This window comes from Micromonospora mirobrigensis (assembly GCF_900091555.1).
Lineage (GTDB): Bacteria > Actinomycetota > Actinomycetes > Mycobacteriales > Micromonosporaceae > Micromonospora > Micromonospora mirobrigensis.
Genome location: NZ_FMCX01000015.1, coordinates 1 through 20,519, shown reverse-complemented (window position 1 = coordinate 20,519; position 20,519 = coordinate 1). Strand labels below are relative to the sequence as shown.

Sequence of the window (20,519 nt, the reverse complement as noted above, 5' to 3'; positions counted from 1 at the left end):
CCTCCGGCTGGCTCACTTCTGCTTGAGCGGGATCAGGACCAGCCGGGCGACGTCGCGGTCGCCGTCCTTGGCGCCGGCCACGCCGACCGTCGTGCCGACCTTCACCGCGGTCGGCTGCACGGTGGCCCGCCGCTCGACCACCCGCAGCTTCTCGCCGAAGGCCCAGGTCAGGGTGAACCCGTCGGTGGACTTCACGGTCATCGAGTCGCCGTCGATCGCGGTGACCTGACCGCGCTGCACCACGACGGTCCGGGTGCCGCCGTCCTTGGTCTGCACGACCGCCTCGCCGTGCAGGGTGTTCCTCCGCAGCAGCACCCGGGCCCCGTGCCGCTTGCGCCACTCCTTCACCCGCTCGCCCTTGGGCGCCGCGCTGGCCGAGGGCGCCGCACCGGCCGGATCCTCGGCGTCGGTCGAGGCCGCACCGCTCGGGTCGAGCTCGGCGGGGTCGAAGCCCATCGCGGCGAGCGCCTGACCCTCCACGCCCATCGCGGCGGCCACGTCGACCGCGGTCTGCGTCGCCGGGCCCTGGGCCACCTGCGCCGGCCCGCAGCCGGCGACCCCCAGTGCGACCGCTGCGAACAGTGACGTGGCCCCGGCGGCGATTCCGTGACGTGCCATGAGTCTCCCTCTCGTCGGTGGTGCAACCAGCCTCGCGCACTCCGGTGGGAGCAACGTCAGCCCGATGTTCGGGTCAGGTAAGGGTTGCCGGGGAGCCGGACGGTGAATGCCACGCCGCCCTCCGCCGCGTGGCCGGCGGTGACGTCCCCGCCGAGCCGGCGGACCAGCCCGGCGGCGAGCGCCAGCCCGAGTCCGCTGCCCACCTTGCGTACCCCGCGGTACCGCTGGTGCAGCGCGCCGCGTTCGAAGGCCACCGCCAGGTCGTCGTCGGCGAGGCCGGGTCCGCCGTCGCGGACCTCGACGATCCCGCCGGCCGCCGGGTCGGGACCGGCCGGCCGGACCGCGAGCACGATCGGCGCCCCCGGGGGTACGACCCGCAGCGCGTTCTCCAGCAGCCCGTCCACCACCTGCCGGATCCGCCCCGGATCGGTGTACGCGGGCACCGGCGCCGCCGGCACCTCCAGCCGGAACGGCACCCCGACCGCCGTGCACCTGTCGGACCAGGTGCGGGCGGCGTCGGCGGCGAGCCCGGCGAGGTCCACCGGCACCGGTTCCAGCGGGAAGTCGGCGGCCTCCAGCCGGGCCAGCGCCAGCAGGTCGCTGACCAGCCGGTCCAGGTGTTGGGCCTGGGCCAGCACGGTCCGCCCGGTCTCCGGCACCCGGTCGCCGTCGATCACCCCGTCGGCGAGCGCCTCGGCGTAACCCCGGATCGCGGTCAACGGGGTGCGCAGCTCGTGCGAGACGGAGAGCAGGAACTCCCGCTGCCGGCCCTCGCTGGTGGCCAGCGCGGCGGCCAGCCCGTTCAACGCGTACGCCAGGTCGGCCACCTCGTCGGGCGGCTCGACCGGCACCCGCACGGTCCGGTCGCCGGCCCGCAACCGGGCGGCGGCCGTGGCCGCGGTCCGGATCGGCCGGGCCAGCCGGCGGGCCAGCAGCAGCCCCGCCGCCGCCCCGGCCGCCAACCCGGCGAGCAACGGCAGCCAGAGGGTACGCAGGACCGACCGCCACGGCCCGCCGCCGGTGGCCCGGGCGAGCACCACCCCGTCGCCGCCGGACAACGGCCGACCCTCCACCAGGGCGCGTTTCCCGGCCACCAGCCGCCGGCCGGAGACCGGATGGCCGGTGGCCACCCGGTTGACCACCTGACGGGGCAGGCCGGCCCGGTCGGCGGCCCCGCCCCGGATGAGGTACACCTCGATCTCCTGCTGGCGGAGCTGGCGGATCAGCCGGTCCCCGGCGGTGTCCCGTTGCCGGGGGGCGCGCACCCGGAGCACGTCGGCGGCGAGCCGGGCCTGCGCGGCCAGCGCCTCCTGGTCGCGCCGTTCGGCGCCGCGGACCGCCAGCGGCACCGCCACCAGGGCGGTGACCAGCACCGACACCAGGGCCACCGCGCAGGTCACCAGCACCGCGCGGGCGGTCAGCGTCCGGCCCGGCCCGCGGCGCACCGGCGCCGGCGTGGGGCGCGCACCGAGCACCGGCAGCGCGACGGTGGGTTGCTCAGGCATCGGCCGCGTACCCGACGCCGCGGTGGGTGCGGATCACCCCGGCCGGGCCGAGCTTCGCCCGCACCTGCGCGACGTGCACGTCGACGGTGCGGGTGCCGGCGTGCGCGGCGTAGCCCCAGACGGCGGCGAGCAGCTCCTCCCGGGTGAAGACCCGACCGGGCCGGGCCATCAGGTGGGCGAGCAGGTCGAACTCCGTCGAGGTGAGCTGCACCGGCGCTCCGGCGGCGGTGACCGTGCGGCGGGCCGGGTCCAGGGTGACCGGGCCGACCGTCCGGGGCTGTTCCGCGCCGGCCGGTGGGCCGGCCGTCCGGCGCAGCACCGCCCGGACCCGGGCCACCAGCTCACGGGGGCTGAACGGCTTGGTCACGTAGTCGTCCGCGCCCAACTCCAGCCCGACGATCCGGTCGACCTCGTCGTCGCGGGCGGTGAGGAAGATGACCGGCGTCCAGTCACCGGCCGCCCGCAGCCGCCGGCAGATCTCGGTGCCGGCGAGGCCGGGCAGGGCGATGTCCAGCACGCAGGCCACCGGGCGCAGCCGCCGCGCGGCGGCCAGCCCGGCCGCGCCGTCGCGTTCCAGGTGTACGCCGAAGCCGTCCCGGCTCAGGTAGAGCCGGACCAGGTCGGCGATGGCCGGCTCGTCCTCGACGACGAGGACCAGGCCGCGCTGCGGTACGTCGACGGTCACCGGCCCATGATGCGCGACCGGTGGGTGCGGCCGGCGTCAGGTGCGTGTTCGGATCAGGTAAGGACTCGGGCGCCGACGGTGGTGACCACCCGCTCGCGGGGGCTGCGCAGCCGGGTCCGGAAGGCGTGGTGGAGCAGCTGATCCAGCTGCCACACCTGCTTCGGGTTGCCGGTGCGGATCAGGAAACGCTCGCGGACGCCGTCGATCGCGGTGGCCGCCAGCTCGACGGCGTGCAGCCGCGGGTCGGGGCTCCAGGTGACGTTGCTCAGCTCGCGCAGCTCGGTGTTCAGGTGCAGCTGGAGGCGGTGCAGCACCCGGGACTGCCGGGTCACCACCAGCCGACGGTGGGTCAGCAGCAGCAGGTAGTCGCCGGCGACCGGCCGGCCGGGTCGGCTGCACCGGGTGACGAGCACCGGCGCGTCGCCGGAGCCCACGCAGCGGCGGAAGATCGGCATGTGCCGGGTGACGGTCTGGGCCGCCAGGCCGGTCTCGGCGGCGGCGGGCAGGAAGGTCCGGGAGAACACGTCCATGACCTGCCCAACGACCCGTGACCAGGGGTGATGTGGGTCACGCCGAACTTTTGGAAGTTCCACGCGTGCGTGTCGCACCGGCTGTGCGGCTCTCCGCCGGCGTGGCTCAGATCGGGACGGGAGCGAAGAGTTCGCCGAGCCAGCCGGGCACCGCCTCGGCGTACTCCGCCCGGGCCGGGTCGTCGGTGGCCAGGGCGCGACGCCAGGACAGGGCCCGGCTCACCGTGGTCACCCGGGTCGCCAGGTGGGCCGCCTCGCGCAGGGTCGCCCGGTCGTACCGGTCCGTCCACGCCTCCAGGTACGCGTCCCGCAGCCTGGGCAGCGCCGGGTCGTCGTCGGCCAGCCCGGCGGCGTGCGCCACCGACCGCAGGGTCACCAGCAGGGTGCCGAACGGGTGGGCCACCGAGGCGTCCCCCCAGTCGAAGAAGCGGTAGCCGTCGGCGCCCGCGAAGACGTTCCCGTCGTGCAGGTCGTCGTGCTGGACGGTGGCCGGGATCCCGGTCCCGCCGAGCCGCCGGCACAGCACGCCGAACTCGGCCCGGTACGCCCGCAGCCGCTCGTGCAGCTCGGCGTCCATCCCGTCCGGCTGGCCGAGCCGCAGCGACTCCCGGTCGTCCAGCAGCTCGTCGAGCAGCCCCGGCAGCCGCTCCGGCCGGTGGTCCGGCACCCCGTCGTCGAGCAGTACGCCCGCCCGCGGCGCCACCGTCCGCTGGAGTTCCGCGTACGCGGGCAGCACCCGCTCCCACCGGGCCACCCGGTCGTCCCCGCCGGCCAGCACGTCCCGCAGGCTCGGCCCGCCCTCGGGGAGCAGCGTCCAGCCCAGCTCCGGGTCGACGGCCAGCGGGTGCAGCACCGCGTCCGGGGTGAGCCGGGACAGGGTGGCCAGCAGGCCCGTCTCGTAGCGGGTGCCGGAGTTGTTGGCCTTGAACCAGGCGTCGCCGGCGTCGGTGGGGACCTGCCAGACCAGCGACCAAGGGCGGACCCGCTCCTGCACCGGGCCGGTGATCCGGCGGCCGTGCCGGGCGAGCGCGTCACCGACCCAGGTCAGGGCGGCGTCATGCCACTGCGGGCTGGACCGGTCGGTGGTGGAGGCGGTGGTCACGGTGCGCAGGCTAGCCAACCCCGGCCCGCTCGGGCACGCGAATATCGCCCGGCCCCGCCGAGGATCAGAGCAGCTCGACGATGGTGGCGTTGGCCATGCCGCCGCCCTCGCACATGGTCTGCAGGCCGTAGCGGATCCCGTTGTCCCGCATATGCTGGAGCATGGTCGTCATGATCCGGGCGCCGGACGCTCCGAGCGGGTGACCCAGGGCGATCGCCCCGCCGCGCGGGTTGAGCCGCTCCGGGTCGGCCTCCGTCTCGGCCAGCCAGGCCAGCGGCACCGGGGCGAACGCCTCGTTCACCTCGTACACCCCGATCTCCTCGATGCCCAGCCCCGCGCGGCGCAGCGCCTTCGCGGTCGCCGGGATCGGCGCGGTCAGCATAGTGACCGGGTCGGCGGCGGCGACCACGGCGGTGTGCACCCGGGCCAGCGGGCGCAGCCCGTGCCGGCTGGCCCACTCGCTGGTGGTCACGGCGAGGGCCGCCGCGCCGTCGGAGATCTGCGACGCGGAGCCGGCGGTGACGACACCGTCGTCCTTGAACGGGGTCTTCAGCTCGCCGAGCTTGGCCAGGGTGGTGTCCCGCCGGATGCCCTCGTCGGCGGCGAACTTGCCGCCGTCGGCAAGCGCCACCGGGGCCAGCTCGGGGTCGAACGCTCCGGCGTCCTGCGCGGCAGCGGCCTTCTCGTGGCTGGCCAGCGCGAACTCGTCCAGCTGGGTACGCGAGAAGTGCCAGCGCCGGGCCATCAGCTCGGCGCCGACGCCCTGGTTGAACGGGAGCGGAGAGTCGGCGGCCACGCCCTCGACCCCCCGGTAGCGCTCCAAGATCGCGTCGCTGAACGGCATGCCGCCGGCGATGCTGGCGCCCATCGGCACCCGGGTCATCGACTCGACCCCACCGGCGACCACCAGGTCGGCCTGTCCGGACAGGACGGTGGCGGCGGCGAAGTGCAGGGCCTGCTGGCTGGAGCCGCACTGCCGGTCGAGGGTGGTGCCGGGGACCGACTCGGGCCAGCCGGCGGCCAGCACCGCGTTGCGGGCGACGTTCCAGGACTGCTCGCCGACCTGCGACACGCAACCCCAGACCACGTCGTCGACCTGGGCGGGGTCGATGCCGGTCCGCTCGGCGAGGGCGCGCAGCACGTGCGCCGACAGGTCGACCGGATGCACGTCGGCCAGGCTGCCCTTGCGCCGGCCGACCGGGGTGCGTACCGCTGCGACGATGACCGCGTCACTCATCTTTACTCCCCGGTAACCTCGGCTTGCTGAGATCCTACGTCGTTGTCGGCCCGGCCGTCCTCCCCCGCCGTCGGCTGGCATGCTGGGGCGATGGTCGATGAGTCGTCCCCGGTCCGGCAGTGGCGGGTACCGACCGTCCTGCCGGCGGCCAAGCTGACCGGCGCCGTGGTGATCGCCGCGATCGGCCTGCTCTTCGCCGACGGCGACCCGGTCCAGCTGGTGCTGGCCGTCGCGGCCGGCCTGGCGCTCGCCGGCTGGGGCGTACGCGACCTGGCGGTTCCGGTCCGGTTGGCGGTCGACCCGGAGGGGATCACCGTGGTCGAGGGCTTCGCCGGGCGGCGCCGGCTGCCGTGGGCGGCGGTCGAGGCGATCACGGTGGACCGGCGGACCCGGCGCGGGCTGACCGCCGAGGCGCTGGAGATCGACGCGGGCGAGTCACTGCACGTGGTCGGCCGGTACGACGTCGACGCCCCGCTCACCGAGGTCGCCGCCACCCTCCGCGCCGCCCGAGGCGAAGGAAGGGCCCCCTATTAACGCCTCCGGTATGGCAGGGGCCCCTTCTTAACAGGTCACGGTCAGCCGGTGAGGGCGGCGGTGCGGACCAGCACCGCGCCGATCAGCGCCACCAGGATGATCGCGCTGCCGGCCGCCTGGAACAGGGTCCGCCGGCTGCGCGGCGCGTACGCGAGCACCAGCCCCATCAGCGCGCCGACGACCAGGCCGCCGAGGTGCCCGGCGATCGAGATGCCCGGCACGGTGAAGGTGAAGATCAGGTTGACCACCAGGATCGGCACGATGGCCGAGGTGTCCCGGCCCAGCCGGCGCATGATCACGAAGATGGCGGCGAAGAGCCCGAAGATGGCCGTCGACGCGCCGGCCGACGGCTGGTTGACCGGGCTGAACAGGTAGACCGCGACGTTGCCGCCGAGCCCGGCGATCAGATAGAGCGCCAGGAAGCGCAGCGGGCCGAGCGCCGCCTCCAGGGTCCGGCCGAGCACCCAGAGCGCCCACATGTTGAGCAGCAGGTGCACCACGCCGTAGTGCAGGAACATCGCGGTGACCAGGCGGTACCAGTCCCCGTCGGCGACGCCGCCCACGGTGCCGTCGGAGAAGACCGCGAGGCCGAGCACCGAACCCCAGTCGGTCAGCGGGGTGCTGCCGCCGAGCAGGCCACCGAAGCCGGAGCCGCCGGCCGCCGCGTCACCGCCCCGGTCCGAGGCGATGGAGAGGAGCATCATCAGCACGTTCAGGCCGATGAGCACCTTGGTCACGTAGCCGTGCCGGCCGGTCTCGCCGCCGCCGAACGCGGTCCGCGCCGGGCGTACGCTGCGCCGGCCCTCGTTGACGCACTCCGGGCACTGGTGCCCGACCGACGCCTCCCGCATGCAGTCCGGGCAGATCGGCCGGTCGCAGCGGGTGCAGCGGACGTACGTCTCCCGGTCGGGGTGCCGATAGCAGACCGGGGTGGTGGGTGGCGACTCGTTCACCACGGGCACCGCCCGACGGTGACGGCGGATCGCGTACCCACCACCCGGCTGCTGCCGGCCACCCGGCCGGGGCGCTCAGTCATGCGAGCAAAGGTACCTCGCGGCGCGGGTCAGGCAGCCTGCCGCTCGATCTCGACCCGCTCGATGACGACGTCCTGGAGCGGACGGTCGCTCGGGCCGGTCGGGGTGTTGGCGATCTGGTCGACGACCTTGGCGGACTGCTCGTCGGCGACCTGACCGAAGATGGTGTGCCGGTTGTTCAGGTGCGGGGTCGGCGACACGGTGATGAAGAACTGCGAGCCGTTGGTGCCCGGCCCGGCGTTCGCCATGGCGAGCAGGTACGGCCGGTCGAAGCGCAGCTCGGGGTGAAACTCGTCACCGAACTTGAAGCCCGGGCCGCCGCGACCGGTGCCGGTCGGGTCGCCCATCTGGACCATGAAGCCGCTGATGACGCGGTGCGAGATGGTGCCGTCGTAGTACGGCCCACTGCCCGGCTGGCCGGTCCGCGGGTCGGTGTACTCCTTCGTGCCCTCGGCCAGCTCGATGAAGTTCCGGACCGTCTTCGGCGCGTGGTTCGGGAAGAGCTCCAGCCGGATCGGGCCAGCGTTGGTGTGCAAGGTGGCGTAGACAGCCTCGGCCACGGGTACTCCTCACTCGTTGGTCAGTTCCATGCGGATCCTCCCATGTGCCCGATCTGGCATCGCGGAGGCATCCGAAGGTGGAGGATGACGAAGGACAACTCCCAGGAGGTGGGACCGTGTTTGGAATCGGGCGGCGTAAGACCCAGGGGCAGCTCGCGAAGGTCGAGCTGAACCAGGGCATCGGTCACCTGAAGCAGGCTGCCACGTACGCGGCGAGGGGTGCCGGCGCCACGGTTGGCCCGCGGGTCCAGGCAGCCCGGGGCGCCGTCGCGCCCACCGCGATCGTGGTGCGCGACCGCGCCACCAGCGGCTTCGCGTCGACCGCCGCGGCCCTCGCGCCGCTGGCCGTGGCCCTGCGCAACGCCCAGGCCCAGGGTGCGGCCAAGGCGCTCGCCGACCGTAAGGCAGCCGTCACCAAGCAGGCCGCCGCGAGCAAGAAGGTCAAGGCGAAGAACATGAAGGCCGCGAAGAAGAAGCAGAAGAAGTCGCGGGGCGGGCTGATGACCGGCCTGCTGGCCGCCGGCACCGTCGCCGGTCTGGCCGGCGCGGTCGCCATGCGCCGCCGCCGCGAGCAGCAGGAGTGGGCCGAGTACGACCCGGCGGCGACGCTGTCGCCGATGCGGGAGGACGAGGACACCATCGTGGTGGAGACCCCGGACCCGAGCGCGAAGGTCACCGACGCCTCGACCATGTCCAGCTCCTCCGGTGTGGCCGGTGGCCCGACCGGCGCCGGCAGCTCGGCGGTGGCCGGCGGCGACAGCGCCTCCACCACCACCGTGGGCGCGCAGCCGGTGATCCACTCCAACGACAAGGTCCCCTCGGTCGCCGAGGGTGCCCGGGACGTCTCCGGCCGGCCGGCCGACGACATCAGCAAGGCGGTCGGCGCCGGCAGGAACGGCGCCAAGGCCAGCGGTCGCTGACCCCTCCGGGAAGCGCCGGCGTGCGGGGGAGACCCCGCGCGGCCGGCGCTTCCGGCTGTCCCGGCTCGGTCTGCCGGGGTGTTAACAGGGGGCCCTTGCTATACCGGAGGCGTTAAGAGGGGGCCCCTGCTTACAACCAGCCGTTGCGGCGGAACCAGCGGTACAGGAAGAAGGAGAGCGCCAGGTTGACCGCCCAGACACCCGGGTAGCCGTACGTCCACTTCAGCTCCGGCATGTTCTCGAAGTTCATGCCGTAGATGCCGGCGACGGCCGTCCAGACCGCGCCGATCGCGGCCCACGCGGCGATCTTGCGCATGTCGTTGTTCTGCTCGACGGTGACCTGGGCCAGCCGCGCCTGGAGGATCGAGTTGAGCAGGTCGTCGTAGGAGTTGACCTGCTCGACGGTGCGGGTGAGGTGGTCCTGGACGTCGCGGAAGTACCGCCGGATCTCCTTGGGCACGTCCCGGTTGACCTGTGAGGTGAGGGTGGACATCGGCCGCTGGAGCGGGACCACCGCCCGCTTGAACTCGACCAGCTCCCGCTTCATCTGGTAGATCCGCTGGACCCGCCCGGTGCCGGACCGGTCGAAGACGTCGGCCTCCAGCACGTCCAGGTCGTCCTCGATCTGGTCGGCCACCTCCAGGTAGAGGTCCACCACCCGGTCGGTGATCGCGTACGCGACCGCCCACGGCCCGTGCAGCAGCAGGTCGCGCTTGGCCTCCAGGTCGGCCCGAACCGGGGCGAGCCGGCAGGCGTCGCCGTGCCGGACGCTGATCAGGAACTTCGGGCCGATGAAGAGCATCACCTGGCCGGTCTCCACCACCTCGGAGGTCTCGGTCAGCTCGGTGTGCTCGCAGTACCGGGCGGTCCGCAGCACCAGGAAGGCCACCTCGCCGAAGCGTTCCAGCTTGGGCCGCTGCTCGGCCTTCACCGCGTCCTCGACGGCCAGCTCGTGCAGGCCGTACGTCTCGGCGATGGCGGTCATCTCGGCCAGCTCCGGCTCGTGCAGCCCGAGCCAGACGAACCCCTCCGGTTCCCGGGCGGCGGCGGCCAGCGCGTCGGTGTACGTCCACTCGCCCGGCTGCCGTACTCCCTCGACGTAGAGCGCGCAGTCGACCACCGAGCTGCGCCGGGGATCGACCGGCCCGGTGGCGTCGCGGGGCGAGCCGTCGGCGTTGAGGATGCGGGTCATGGCCCGCACCGGCGCCGCCCACGCCCGGGGCCGGAGCACCCGCCCGCCGTCCTGCGGTGTCGAGTTTCCCCGCTGCGTCCGGTCGCTCATCCCACCCCTCCCCTGCATGCCGCGGCTTGCAGGTTACGCCGGGCCGCGAGGTTCGGCCGGACGGGACGTGGGCCGCGTCACTCCAGGGTGGCGCCGGGCGGGCCGGGCCGCGTCAGGGGGGTGAGGGGCGACACGGCCCACCCGGCGCCGCGGGGGGCGGGGGTGATGCTGCGGGCGTCGCCCGGGCGTGGTCGGCCGACCGGCGTGACCCGGGGTGACGCTCGCAGCATTGTGCGGCCGTGGGCCGCCCCGAGGGAAGCCCCCCGGGGCGACCGATCTCGTCGAACCGGCGGAGGGATCAGCCGCGGACGGCCGCCATGGCGGCGGCCAGCCGCTGCACGCCCTCGTCGATCCGGTCGGCGGTAACCGCCGAGAAGGCCAGCCGGAGGGCGTGCCGCCCGCCGTCGACCATGAAGTCGCTCCCCTTCACCACGGCCACGCCCCGCTCCGCGGCGGCCGGGGCGAGCCGGTCGACGTCCACGTCCTCGGGCAGCTCCACCCAGAGGAAGTAGCCACCGTCGGGCTCGACGAAGCTCGCCTCCGGGATGTGCCGGCGCAGCGACTCGGCCAGCACCCCGGCCCGCTCGCCGAGCGCCCGGCTGACCGTCTGGATCGACCGGGTGACGTCACCGGAGACGCAGAACTGGTGCACGATCGCCTCGGAGACCATGCCCGGCGAGATGTAGAGGTTGGTGGCCCTCTTGGCGATGTCGGCGATCAGGCCGGCCGGGCCGACCAGGTAGCCGACCCGTACGCCCGGGCAGACGGTCTTGGTGAAGCTGGAGGCGTGCACCACCACGTCCCGGTTGTCCAGGGAGAGCATCGACGGCAGCGGCTCGCCCCGGAACCGGATGTCCGCGTACGGGTCGTCCTCGAAGATCGTGAACTCGTACTCGGCGGCCAGGTCGAGCAGCTCCCGACGCTTCTCCAGGGAGAGGGTGACGCCGGCCGGGTTCTGGTAGTTCGGGATGACGTGGGCCAGCCGGGGGCGCACCCCGGACTCCAGCAGCTTGCGCAGCTCGGCGGTGTCCAGGCCGTCCGGCTGGATGGTCACCCCGTGCACCTCGCCGCCCATCTTCTGAAGGTTGAGCAGCGTCCGGTCGTACGTCGGGCGCTCCACCACCACGGCGTCACCGCGCCGCACCAGGTGGTCGAAGAGGAACGCGTCGGCCTGCAACGAGCCGTTGGTGATCAGCACCTGATCCGCCTCGACACCGTGCTTGTCGGCGATCCACTTCCGCAGGGGCGGGTAGCCGACGGAGGTGCCGTACGCGGTCACCCCGGCGGGGTCGGCGTCGAAGGCGCGGACGGCGGCGGCCTTGAGCCCCTCGACATCCACGATGTCCAGCGAGGGCGCTCCACGGGCGAACGAGATCAGCTGCTCGGCGGTCATGCGCACGAGCCTAGGGCCTGCCCCCCGCGCTCCGACCGGCATACACGCCAAGTTCAACAGGTGGGCGGCGGAACACCGGCCGGACCCGAGCGACGGTCACGTTCCGGCCGGTCGTGGGCGGGTCAGCGGACCGCCAGCCGCTGCTCCGACCAGACCCGCATCAGGTCGCGTACCGAGATCACGCCGGCCACCTCGCGGCCGTCCAGCACCACCAGGTGCCGGAACCCGCCGCGGGCCATCGCCGCGGCCGCCTCCTCCACCGTCCAGTCCGGACCGGCGTAGACGACGTCCCAGCTGACGTGCGCCCGGGCGCGCTCGGTGTCGCAGTCCAGGTCGGCCCCGATGGCGTTGAGCACGTCACGTTCGGTCATGATGCCGACCCCCTCGGACTCGGGATCGACCACCACCGCCGAGCCGACCCGGCGGGCCGCCATCATCCGGGCCGCCTGGCGGAGCGTGTGCTCCGGTCCGACGACGAGCACCTCGTGGGACATCGCTTCACGAACCTGCATCACGCATCACCTCTTCGTCGAGGGCGGCACCGCTGCTGACATGGTGGGCCCTCGATGCGTACCGGGACAAGAGGCACCGGCACGGCGGCGGGAATCCGCCGGTCTCGCTACTGTCGATGGCGTGCCCACCGAGCCCCTCCGCTGCGCAGGCGCGCTGATCGACCGGTCGGTGAGCCAGGACGTCGAGCTGGCGCCGCACCGGTTCGCCGGGCTGGTCGCCCCGGCGATCGACCGGACCTTCGTCGCCGGCATGCTCGCCGGCCGCGACGGCGGCGGCGCGGAGCTGAGCCAACGGTACGGCGGGCCGGCCGCCACCGGGCTGCTGGTCGAGTTCCGCACCCGGCTGGCCGCGCCCGGCGGGACGGTCGACGGGCCGGGCTTCGCCGCCGTCACCCGCTACCGGGAACCGGCGGTCGCCCAACGGACGCTGGACAAGCACGTCGCGCACGGCATGATCACCCGCCGGGCGGACGGCGGCTTCACCGCCACCGAACGCGGCGCCGGGTTCCTGGCCGAGATCTACCAGGTGCACGCCGAGGTCACCGAGGAGCTGTGGGCCGGGCACGAGGACCGGGTGTCCCGGCTGGTCGAGGCGTGCGGGCGGCTGCTGGCGTACGCGCTGCTGCTCGCCGGGGAGCCGGACGCCGAACCGGGACCGGCCTTCGCCACCATGGCCCCGCCGTGGGAGCCGGACGGGTCGCCCGACGGGGTGCTGCTGCTCAACCGGCTCGGCGCGCTGCGCTACCACCGGGCCGACGCGCACGCCGCCGCGTGGACCGCCGCCGGGCACACCGCGACCAGCGTGGCCGGCCTGCCGCCGGGGCCGGAACGACGGGCGATCGAGCTGGAGACCGACCGGCGGGCCGCCGGCCCGTACGCGGTGCTGACCGCGCAGGAGCGGCTGGCGATGCTCGCCGACCTGGCCGCGCTGCCCGGTTGACCTCAGCGCCGATCTCCCCCGGAGCTATCCTCCACCGGTGACCCGGACCCGGACGAACAGGAGTTCCGCATGATCGGGATGGTGCTCGCGGCCGGTGCGGGGCGTCGACTGCGCCCGTACACCGACACCCTGCCCAAGGCCCTGGTGCCGGTGGACGGTGAGATCACCATCCTGGACATCGCGCTGCGCAACCTCGCCGAGGTCGGGCTGACCGAGGTGGTGATCGTCGTCGGGTACGCCGCGGAGGCGGTCCGGGACCGCCAGGCCGACCTGGAGAAGAAGTACGGCGTCACCATCACCCTGGTGCACAACGACAGGGCCGAGGAGTGGAACAACGCGTACTCGCTCTGGCTGGCCCGGGAGCACTTCGCCCGGGGTGTGCTGCTGGTCAACGGCGACACCGTGCACCCGGTGAGCGTGGAGAAGACCCTGCTGGCCGAGCGCGGCCCGGGCATCCTGCTCGCGGTGGACACCATCAAGCCGCTGGCCGAGGAGGAGATGAAGACCACCTTCGACGCCGCCGGCCAGCTCACCCGGATCACCAAGCTGATGGACCCGGGCGAGGCGTACGGGGAGTACATCGGCGCGACGCTGATCGAGCCGCAGGTGGCCGACCCGCTCGCCGACGCGCTGGAGGCGACCTGGCGGCGCGACCCGAACCTCTACTACGAGGACGGCTACCAGGAGTTCTCCGACCGCGGTGGCGAGGTGCGGGCGGCGCCGATCGGTGACGTGTCCTGGGTCGAGGTCGACAACCACGCCGACCTGGCCCGGGCGCGGGAGATCGCGTGCCACTACTAGCCCGTACCGTCCTCACCCCGCTGCACATCGACGTGCGGCGGGGCGCGGTGGCGGACCTGGCCACGATCCTGGTCGACGGCCGGATCTCGGCCGGCGGGGACGTGGCGGTGGTGGTCGGCCCGGGGCAGGGTGAGCAGATCGCCGAGCTGATCCGGCCGTCACTGCGTACGGCGGACGTGTTCACCGTGGCCGGCGGCACCCTGGACGCCGCCGACGACCTGGGCGTGAAGCTGCGCCAGCGCTCGTACGACGCGGTGGTCGGGATCGGCGGCGGCCGGACCATCGACGTGGCGAAGTACGCCGCCACCCGGCGGGGGCTGCCGATGGTGACCGTGGCGACGGCGCTGGCCAACGACGGCATCGCCTCCCCGGTGGCCAGCCTGCTCAACGAGGGCGTGAAGGGCTCCTACGGGGTGCACATCCCGATCGCGGTGATCGTCGACCTGGACTTCGTCGAGTCCGGGCCGGAGCGGCACAACCGGGCCGGCATCGGCGACGTGGTGAGCAACATCAGCGCGCTGGCCGACTGGGAGCTGGCCCGGCAGGTACGCGGTGAGCCGGTCGACGGGCTGGCCGCCTCGCTGGCCCGGATGGGTGCCGAGGCGGTGCTCGCCCACCGGGGCGACATGAACGACGACGCGTTCGTCACGGTGCTGGCCGAGGCGCTGATCTCCAGCGGCCTGGCGATGGCGGTCTGCGGCACCAGCCGCCCGGCCAGCGGCGGCTGCCACGAGATCATGCACGCCGTCGACGCGCTCTTCCCCGGCACCGCCTCGCACGGCGAGCTGGCCGGGCTCGGCGCGCTGTTCTGCACCTTCCTGCGCGGCGACGAGCGCCGGTTCGCGGAGATCTCGGCCTGCCTGCACCGGCACGGTCTGCCCCGGCTGCCCGGCGACGTCGGGCTGACCGACGAGCAGTTCGTCGAGGCGGTGCAGTTCGCGCCGGCCACCCGGCCGGACCGGTACACGATCCTCGAACACCTGGCCCTGTCGCCTACCGGGACGCGGGAGCGGCTGGCAGACTACGCCGGTGCAATCCGCGACCAGCGTGGCTGAGGCCCGTCCCACCGTTGCCGACTTCTACCGGGTGAACCGGGGTGGCGGCCTGTTCAGCGAGTCGGTCAGCCAGCGGCTCGGCGCGGTCTTCGCGCTGGTCGCCCAGCGGCTCGGGTTGCGGCCGACCGCGCTGAGCATCGCCAACCTGGTGCTCGGCCTGGCCGCCTCCGCCACCGTGGTGGCACTCGCACCGAAGGTCGCCGCCGGTGACGTGCCGGCCTGGGTGGTCGGGCTGGTCGCGCTGGTCGGCTGGCAGGTGGCGTACGCGCTGGACTGCGCCGACGGGCAGCTGGCCCGGGTGACCGGCACCGGCAGCGCGGCGGGCGCCCGGGTCGACGTGCTCTGCGACGTGGCGGCCCAGATCGCCCTGGTGGCGGCCCTGTCGGCGACCGCCGTGGCGCAGCGCCCGTCAATGCCGACCTGGCTGGTCGCGGTCTTCGCCGGCACCTGGATGGTCAACCTGGTCACCTCGGTGATGCAGGCCGGCCCGAACGCGGCCAGCATGGTCACCTCGACCTCGTTTCCGGTCCGCGTGGTGAAGCTGGTCCGTGACTACGGCGCGGTGATCTTCGTGGCCGGCCTGGTGCTGATCTTCGCCCCGGCGCTGACCTTCTGGGTGATCGTGGCGTTCACGATCGTCAACGGTGGGTTCCTGCTGGCCAGCATCGCCTTCTCCGCCCGCGCCTCGCTGTAGGGAGAGCGGCACCAGCTTTGGCGGGGTGGTTGCCGGACTGGCCGGACCGCGCCACACTTGCCGTATGACACCTGTACGACAAGACCAGCCCGCCGCCACCAGCGGTAAGGCTCGCAAGTCAGCCAAGAGCACCACCAAGCTGGGACACGGCGGGGCGGCTGCTGGACGGGTGGCCAAGAAGCGCGAGGAAGGCCGCGCTGCACGCGGGAAAGGACAAGGCGCGACTTCCGGCAGCAAGGTCGCTCAGGTCCGCCTCCAAGCGGATGAGGTGGCCGACCTGGAGATGGTGGTGCGCCACCTGAACCTCGGCTCCACCTCCGAAGCCCTACGGGAAGGGCTGCGCCTGCTGGTCCGCGAGGCGGCGGAAGAGCGGGCAGCGGAGGAGATTCGCGCGTACTACCACGGTGAACAGGCTTCCCGCCCCGACGGCGTTGTCCCTGCCACTGAGGCCGAGCTACGTGCAGCGGACGATACTCAGTGGTAGCTGTCGAGACCGCCCTGCGAGGTGAGGTGTGGGTGTGTGCGATGCCTCAGCCGATCGGGCCACACCCTGCGCTCGTGCTGACCGCCAACCGCATTGCCCTGCCCCTGTCGTCAGTCACGGTCGCGCTGGTGACCGGCACCGCCGGACCCCCGGCCACCCACGTACCGGTTGGGCGCGAGGTTGGCCTCACCAGATACGACCAGTCGTACATCAACTGCACGGACCTGCACACCGTTGACAAACCTCGCCTCCGCCGAAGACTTGGCCGGTTGGCACCCGCCGAGCTGCGTCACGTCGAAGAGCGCATCCGGCAGATCCTCGGCCTCTGACATCGGCTCCATGAAGCCCACTGGATCACCGCTGATCGTCTTCGCGCTCGGTCAGCAGTAGCTCGAGGGGCGAGAAATCGAGCCGCACGTCGTACCGGGGGATGTCACTCATGGTGGTAGTTCTGAGACGGATCACCCCTTTGGCCACCAGGGACTCGTATCTGCCGAGCGTTCCTGAAGCCGACGGCGACAGGGCACTCACTCCACGCCCCCCTTGCGGGTCAGTGCGGCGTAGATGTCGAGGTGCTGCTTGATGACCACATCCGGGTGGAAGGTGCGCTCGTAGCGGGACCGGGCGGTCGCCGCGAGCCGGGGTGCGCCGGCCCGGGCGACGGGCAGCGCGGCGGCCAGCGCCGCCGCGTCGGGCGGGACCACCCAGCCGGCCTCGCCGGTGACCAGCCCGGCCAGCAGTGCCGGCGGACCCGCCGGCGGCGGCACGTGACCGGCGACGGCGGAGGCGGCGAACGCCGGGCCGGTGCCGGCCGGCTCGCGGGGGGCGTCCGCGCCGACCAGGTACGGGATGCCGCCGAGCGCGGTGCCGAGCACCGGCCGGCCGCTGGCCAGCGCCTCGATGATCACCGTGGGCAGAACGTCGTGCCAGGTCGAGGTGGCCAGCACCACGGCACTCGCGGACAGAGCGGCGCGTACCCCGGCCCGGTCGAGCTGGCCCAGGTACGTCACGTCGGCGCGTTCGGCGGCGGCCGCCTCGACCAGCGGACGCAGCTCGCCGTCGCCGGCCACCCGCAGCTGACCCAGGGCGCCGACCGGGTGCCGTCGCCACGCCTCCAGCAGCAGGTCCAGCCCCTTCTCCGGGCTCAGCCGAGCCATGAAGAGGAACCCGTCACCGAGCGGCGCCGGCACGCCCGGGTCTCCGACGGCGTTCGGCTTGACCACGATCCGCTCGTCCGGGACGCCGTAGTCGCGCAGGTGGTCGGCGACCGCGCTGGTCAGCGCGATGAACCGGTCCACCGACCGCCAGGTGGGGCGGTGCACCGCCAGGGTGGTCGCCATCAGCGCGCTCTGCGCCCGGGAGCCGCGGTAGCAGCGGTGCACGATCGCCGGCACGCCCAGCGCCCGACCCCGACAGTCCTGGCAGATCACCCCGTCGCGGAAGTACAGCCCGGAGGAGCAGACCTGCCGGTAGTTGTGCACGGTCTGCACCACCGGCACGCCGTGCCGGTGCGCGGTCCGCACCACCCAGGGCGAGAGCAGCGGGTACGGGTTGTGCAGGTGCAGCACGTCCGGTCGGTGCTCGTCGAGGAGGCGACCCAGGTCCTGCTGGGCCTTCGGCGCCCAGATCGGAGAGATCGGCAGCAGCGCCTTGGCCGCCTTCGACATCGACGGAATCTCGTCGGAGCTGCGCAGGAACGGCAGCACCTCGACCCCGGCCTCGGTGAGCTGGGCGATCTCCGCGTCGACGATGGTGTTCTCGCCGGACGGCTGAGCCTCCCGGTACCGGTTGTGCGCCACCACGATTCTCACGGGAAAGAAGGCTACCGTTGTACGGTGCCCGAACTACCGGAGGTGGAAGCGCTCGCCGGTTACCTGCGCGAGCGGGCGGTGGGCCGGCGTGTCGAACGCCTCGAGGTCGCCGCGATCAACGCGCTGAAGACGTACGATCCGCCGCCGAGCGCGGTGTCCGGTCGGACGGTGATCGGCGCCGGCCGGCACGGCAAGTTCCTCGACGTGCTCTTCGACGGGGACCTGCACCTGGTGGTGCACCTGGCCCGGGCCGGGTGGCTGCACTACCGGGAGGCGTTCGGGTCGACCACCCCGCTTCGCCCCGGCAAGGGTCCGATCGCGGTGCGGGTCCGCCTCGACGACGGTTCCGGCTTCGACCTGACCGAGGCGGGCACCCAGAAGAAGCTCGCCGCCTACCTGGTGACCGATCCGGCCGTGGTGCCCGGGGTGGCGAAGCTGGGCCCGGACGCGCTCGCCGCCGACCTGGCCACCTTCGCCGAGCGGATCCGCAGCCGACGCGGTCAGGTGAAGGGGGTGCTGACCGACCAGGCCGTGCTGGCCGGGGTCGGCAACGCGTACTCCGACGAGATCCTGCACACGGCGAAGCTGTCGCCGTTCGCGATCACCGACCGGCTCTCCGACGACCAGGTGGCCGCGCTGCACGCCGCGACCCGGCAGGTGCTCGGCGACGCGGTCGCCCGCTCCGCCGGGCAGCGGGCGGCCGAGTTGAAGGGCGAGAAGCGCTCCGGCCTGCGGGTCCACGCCCGGACCGGGCTGCCCTGTCCGGTCTGTGGCGACACGGTGCGGGAGGTCTCGTTCGCCGACTCCAGCCTCCAGTACTGCCCCACCTGCCAGACCGGCGGTAAACCGCTCGCTGACCGTCGGTTGTCCCGACTCGTACGGTGAGTGACACCACTCCCCGGTTACGCAGAGATATCGCCCCGACCGGGGCGAACCTGCCCATCCGCACCCCTGGCGGGCCCACCATCCATCGGTATAGTGGCCCGGTCCCCGGCTACCAGAAATGCGCGGAGCCGGCCGGATCCCAGGCAGACGACGGCGTGGACGAGGTCCTTCCGGACCTCAGTGAGGGTCGGGTGCACGTGGGAGACTGGAACGGTGGGCGACCCGTGTCCTCACGGCGAGTGAGCGACGCGAGTCATGCGGGAGGACATGGGTGAGGTGACGACAAGCCTCCAGCGCCCGGGAACCTACACAGGCCGGAGCAAAGAAGTGCGGCACGTCGACAGCTTCGAGATCCAGCCGCCGACACCGCCGTCGCACAACGGCGTGCCCCGGTCGGCATGGGCCCGGGCCCGCCGTCGGGTGTCCCGTTGGCACCGCCCCTACATCGCCGCGCTGCTGCTGCTCGACTTCGGCGCGGCGGCCCTGGCGAGTTTCATCTCGATCCAGATCTTCCAGCAGGCCTCCTCCGGCTTCTACAACGCCGGGGAGGATCCGACCTGGTTCTACACCGTCGCGTTCCTGCTGCTGCCGCTCGGCTGGCTGGTCCTGCTCTGGGGCAACCGGGCGTACGACCGGCGCTACCTGGGTCTCGGCCCGGACGAGTTCAAGCGGGTCACCCGGGGTGGGGTGGCGGTCGCCGCGACGGTCTCCTTCCTCGCCTTCGCCACCAAGACCACCAACCTGTCCCGCTGGACGGTCGGCACGGCCCTGCTCGGTGCCCTGCTGCTGATCCTGCTCGGGCGGATGCTCGCCCGGCTGGTCCTGCACCTGGTCCGCGCCCGGGCCGGTCAGGCCGGGCACCGGATGGTGCTGGTCGGCACCCTGCCCGAGTGCCTGGACGTCTACACCGCGGTGACCCGTAACCCGGGCGCCGGACTGGTGCCGGTGGCCATCCAGATCACCGACGGCTACGCCGCCGCCCGGGGCATGCGCACGCCCGTCCCGGTCTACGCCGGCCGGGACGTGCTCGCCCTGGTCCGCGAGGTCGGCGGGGACACCATCGCCGTCTGCGGCTCGGCCAGCGCCGAGCCGGGCGAGCTGCGCCGGCTGGCCTGGCAGCTGGAGGGCTCCGGCGTCGACCTGGTGGTCGCCCCGCAGCTCACCGACATCGCCGGCCCCCGGGTGCACATCCGCCCCATCGAGGGCCTGCCGCTGCTCTACGTCGAGGAGCCGACCCTGTCCGGGCCGGCGCTGCTGGCCAAGAACGTGATGGACAAGGTCGCCGCCGGGCTGGGCCTGCTGCTGCTGGTCCCGCTCTTCCTCGCCGTCGCCGTGGCGATCCGCCTCTCCGACCCGGGCCCGGTCTTCTTCCGGCAGCCCCGGGTGGGCCACGAGGGGCGTACCTTCCGGGTCTGGAAGTTCCGGACCATGTACTGCGACGCCGAGGACCGGCTGGCCGGCCTGGTCGACCAGAACGAGACCGACGGCCTGCTGTTCAAGATGAAGCAGGACCCGCGGGTCTTCCCGGTGGGCCGCTTCCTGCGCGCCTCGTCCCTGGACGAGCTGCCCCAGCTGATCAACGTGCTCTGGGGGGAGATGTCCCTGGTCGGGCCGCGTCCGCTCCCCGCCGACGACGGTGACTTCCTGGGCGACGTGCGACGCCGGCTGCTGGTCCGGCCCGGCATCACCGGGCTGTGGCAGGTCTCCGGCCGCTCCGACCTGTCCTGGGACGAGGCGGTCCGGCTGGATCTCTACTACGTCGACAACTGGTCGCTGGCGTACGACCTGAGCATCCTGTGGCGGACGGTGGGCGTGGTGCTGGCCCGCAAGGGCGCGTACTGACTAGTACGGCAGCCGCCGTTTGAGATCTTGCTGGTGAACCGGGGTGGACGCGAGGCGGCCACCGCGTGATCGTCTGTGCGTTGTGGACACATCAT

General features: G+C 73.2%; 22 protein-coding genes. 10 read left to right on the top strand and 12 right to left on the bottom strand.

Annotation, left to right across the window (positions count from 1 at the left end):
• Positions 1-12: 12 nt before the first annotated feature.
• The 6 genes from GA0070564_RS28185 to GA0070564_RS28160 form a co-directional block, all read right to left on the bottom strand.
• On the bottom strand, positions 13-618 hold the full coding sequence (locus GA0070564_RS28185; protein ID WP_091616128.1) for a hypothetical protein: 606 nt from the start codon (positions 616-618) through the stop codon (positions 13-15).
• 56 nt (positions 619-674) lie between these two features.
• Positions 675-2,123 (bottom strand): sensor histidine kinase, encoded by a 1,449-nt coding sequence (locus tag GA0070564_RS28180; RefSeq protein ID WP_091616124.1) that lies wholly within the window; start codon positions 2,121-2,123, stop codon positions 675-677.
• Positions 2,116-2,808 (bottom strand): response regulator transcription factor, encoded by a 693-nt coding sequence (locus GA0070564_RS28175; protein ID WP_091616121.1) that lies wholly within the window; start codon positions 2,806-2,808, stop codon positions 2,116-2,118. The genes GA0070564_RS28180 and GA0070564_RS28175 overlap by 8 nt, the downstream gene beginning before the upstream one ends.
• A 53-nt stretch (positions 2,809-2,861) precedes the next feature.
• Positions 2,862-3,338, bottom strand: coding sequence for a hypothetical protein (locus tag GA0070564_RS28170; protein WP_091616118.1), 477 nt, complete (start codon positions 3,336-3,338; stop codon positions 2,862-2,864).
• Positions 3,339-3,444: 106 nt separating this feature from the next.
• Positions 3,445-4,440: an aminoglycoside phosphotransferase family protein gene (locus tag GA0070564_RS28165; RefSeq protein ID WP_245670341.1), complete on the bottom strand. Its 996-nt coding sequence runs from the start codon at positions 4,438-4,440 to the stop codon at positions 3,445-3,447.
• Between the two features lie 64 nt (positions 4,441-4,504).
• The gene (locus GA0070564_RS28160) at positions 4,505-5,677 is read right to left on the bottom strand and encodes a thiolase family protein (protein WP_091616114.1); all 1,173 of its coding nucleotides are present in this window, start codon (positions 5,675-5,677) and stop codon (positions 4,505-4,507) included.
• A 90-nt stretch (positions 5,678-5,767) separates the two neighbouring features.
• Here GA0070564_RS28160 and GA0070564_RS28155 point away from each other — a divergent pair, with 90 nt between their 5' ends.
• Positions 5,768-6,211 carry a PH domain-containing protein gene (locus GA0070564_RS28155; protein ID WP_091616110.1) on the top strand — a complete coding sequence of 148 codons (444 nt, stop codon included), beginning with the start codon at positions 5,768-5,770 and terminating at the stop codon, positions 6,209-6,211.
• A gap of 41 nt (positions 6,212-6,252) precedes the next feature.
• Here the strand turns inward: GA0070564_RS28155 and GA0070564_RS28150 are convergent, their stop codons facing one another.
• Both GA0070564_RS28150 and GA0070564_RS28145 read right to left on the bottom strand, forming a co-directional pair.
• A complete protein-coding gene (locus GA0070564_RS28150) occupies positions 6,253-7,164 on the bottom strand; it encodes a rhomboid family intramembrane serine protease (RefSeq protein ID WP_091616177.1) in 912 nt (303 codons plus the stop codon).
• A 110-nt stretch (positions 7,165-7,274) separates the two neighbouring features.
• On the bottom strand, positions 7,275-7,805 hold the full coding sequence (locus GA0070564_RS28145; RefSeq protein ID WP_091616105.1) for a peptidylprolyl isomerase: 531 nt from the start codon (positions 7,803-7,805) through the stop codon (positions 7,275-7,277).
• A gap of 116 nt (positions 7,806-7,921) precedes the next feature.
• Here GA0070564_RS28145 and GA0070564_RS28140 point away from each other — a divergent pair, with 116 nt between their 5' ends.
• Positions 7,922-8,725, top strand: a complete 804-nt coding sequence (locus GA0070564_RS28140) for a hypothetical protein (RefSeq protein ID WP_176730883.1) — start codon at positions 7,922-7,924, stop codon at positions 8,723-8,725.
• A gap of 130 nt (positions 8,726-8,855) precedes the next feature.
• Here the strand turns inward: GA0070564_RS28140 and corA are convergent, their stop codons facing one another.
• The 3 genes from corA to GA0070564_RS28125 form a co-directional block, all read right to left on the bottom strand.
• On the bottom strand, positions 8,856-10,007 hold the full coding sequence (corA, locus tag GA0070564_RS28135) for a magnesium/cobalt transporter CorA (protein ID WP_091616097.1): 1,152 nt from the start codon (positions 10,005-10,007) through the stop codon (positions 8,856-8,858).
• 298 nt (positions 10,008-10,305) lie between these two features.
• Complete coding sequence (locus tag GA0070564_RS28130) at positions 10,306-11,400, bottom strand: aminotransferase-like domain-containing protein (RefSeq protein WP_091616093.1); 1,095 nt, start codon at positions 11,398-11,400, stop codon at positions 10,306-10,308.
• A 122-nt stretch (positions 11,401-11,522) separates the two neighbouring features.
• Entirely contained in the window at positions 11,523-11,912 is a 390-nt protein-coding gene (locus GA0070564_RS28125; RefSeq protein WP_091616090.1) for a CBS domain-containing protein, read from the bottom strand.
• A gap of 121 nt (positions 11,913-12,033) precedes the next feature.
• Between GA0070564_RS28125 and GA0070564_RS28120 the strand changes: the two genes are divergently transcribed.
• From GA0070564_RS28120 to GA0070564_RS28095, 6 genes are all read left to right on the top strand, one after another.
• Positions 12,034-12,852 carry a helix-turn-helix domain-containing protein gene (locus GA0070564_RS28120; RefSeq protein WP_245670340.1) on the top strand — a complete coding sequence of 273 codons (819 nt, stop codon included), beginning with the start codon at positions 12,034-12,036 and terminating at the stop codon, positions 12,850-12,852.
• Between the two features lie 69 nt (positions 12,853-12,921).
• On the top strand, positions 12,922-13,653 hold the full coding sequence (locus tag GA0070564_RS28115; RefSeq protein WP_091616085.1) for a phosphocholine cytidylyltransferase family protein: 732 nt from the start codon (positions 12,922-12,924) through the stop codon (positions 13,651-13,653).
• Complete coding sequence (locus tag GA0070564_RS28110; protein ID WP_091616082.1) at positions 13,641-14,708, top strand: iron-containing alcohol dehydrogenase family protein; 1,068 nt, start codon at positions 13,641-13,643, stop codon at positions 14,706-14,708. The genes GA0070564_RS28115 and GA0070564_RS28110 overlap by 13 nt, the downstream gene beginning before the upstream one ends.
• Entirely contained in the window at positions 14,683-15,402 is a 720-nt protein-coding gene (locus GA0070564_RS28105) for a CDP-alcohol phosphatidyltransferase family protein (RefSeq protein ID WP_091616079.1), read from the top strand. The genes GA0070564_RS28110 and GA0070564_RS28105 overlap by 26 nt, the downstream gene beginning before the upstream one ends.
• 64 nt (positions 15,403-15,466) lie before the next feature.
• Positions 15,467-15,886 carry a hypothetical protein gene (locus GA0070564_RS30095; protein ID WP_245670339.1) on the top strand — a complete coding sequence of 140 codons (420 nt, stop codon included), beginning with the start codon at positions 15,467-15,469 and terminating at the stop codon, positions 15,884-15,886.
• A complete protein-coding gene (locus tag GA0070564_RS28095) occupies positions 15,880-16,215 on the top strand; it encodes a type II toxin-antitoxin system PemK/MazF family toxin (protein ID WP_091616071.1) in 336 nt (111 codons plus the stop codon). Before GA0070564_RS30095 ends, GA0070564_RS28095 begins: the two co-directional genes overlap by 7 nt.
• A gap of 198 nt (positions 16,216-16,413) precedes the next feature.
• Here GA0070564_RS28095 and GA0070564_RS28090 read toward each other — a convergent pair whose 3' ends face one another.
• Positions 16,414-17,697, bottom strand: coding sequence for a glycosyltransferase family 4 protein (locus tag GA0070564_RS28090; protein WP_091616067.1), 1,284 nt, complete (start codon positions 17,695-17,697; stop codon positions 16,414-16,416).
• A 24-nt stretch (positions 17,698-17,721) separates the two neighbouring features.
• Between GA0070564_RS28090 and GA0070564_RS28085 the strand changes: the two genes are divergently transcribed.
• The gene (locus tag GA0070564_RS28085) at positions 17,722-18,582 is read left to right on the top strand and encodes an Fpg/Nei family DNA glycosylase (protein WP_091616063.1); all 861 of its coding nucleotides are present in this window, start codon (positions 17,722-17,724) and stop codon (positions 18,580-18,582) included.
• A 267-nt stretch (positions 18,583-18,849) separates the two neighbouring features.
• Positions 18,850-20,424 carry a sugar transferase gene (locus GA0070564_RS28080; protein WP_176730885.1) on the top strand — a complete coding sequence of 525 codons (1,575 nt, stop codon included), beginning with the start codon at positions 18,850-18,852 and terminating at the stop codon, positions 20,422-20,424.
• Positions 20,425-20,519 lie beyond the last annotated feature (95 nt).

What these genes read in the sequence shown, in the direction of transcription:
- corA (WP_091616097.1), bottom strand. Translation starts at nt 10,007, where the DNA reads ATGAGCGACCGGACGCAGCGGGGAAACTCGACACCGCAGGACGGCGGG.
- GA0070564_RS28160 (WP_091616114.1), bottom strand. Translation starts at nt 5,677, where the DNA reads ATGAGTGACGCGGTCATCGTCGCAGCGGTACGCACCCCGGTCGGCCGG.
- GA0070564_RS28130 (WP_091616093.1), bottom strand. Translation starts at nt 11,400, where the DNA reads ATGACCGCCGAGCAGCTGATCTCGTTCGCCCGTGGAGCGCCCTCGCTG.
- GA0070564_RS28080 (WP_176730885.1), top strand. Translation starts at nt 18,850, where the DNA reads ATGGGTGAGGTGACGACAAGCCTCCAGCGCCCGGGAACCTACACAGGC.
- GA0070564_RS28115 (WP_091616085.1), top strand. Translation starts at nt 12,922, where the DNA reads ATGATCGGGATGGTGCTCGCGGCCGGTGCGGGGCGTCGACTGCGCCCG.
- GA0070564_RS30095 (WP_245670339.1), top strand. Translation starts at nt 15,467, where the DNA reads ATGACACCTGTACGACAAGACCAGCCCGCCGCCACCAGCGGTAAGGCT.
- GA0070564_RS28180 (WP_091616124.1), bottom strand. Translation starts at nt 2,123, where the DNA reads ATGCCTGAGCAACCCACCGTCGCGCTGCCGGTGCTCGGTGCGCGCCCC.
- GA0070564_RS28170 (WP_091616118.1), bottom strand. Translation starts at nt 3,338, where the DNA reads ATGGACGTGTTCTCCCGGACCTTCCTGCCCGCCGCCGCCGAGACCGGC.
- GA0070564_RS28125 (WP_091616090.1), bottom strand. Translation starts at nt 11,912, where the DNA reads ATGCAGGTTCGTGAAGCGATGTCCCACGAGGTGCTCGTCGTCGGACCG.
- GA0070564_RS28155 (WP_091616110.1), top strand. Translation starts at nt 5,768, where the DNA reads ATGGTCGATGAGTCGTCCCCGGTCCGGCAGTGGCGGGTACCGACCGTC.
- GA0070564_RS28185 (WP_091616128.1), bottom strand. Translation starts at nt 618, where the DNA reads ATGGCACGTCACGGAATCGCCGCCGGGGCCACGTCACTGTTCGCAGCG.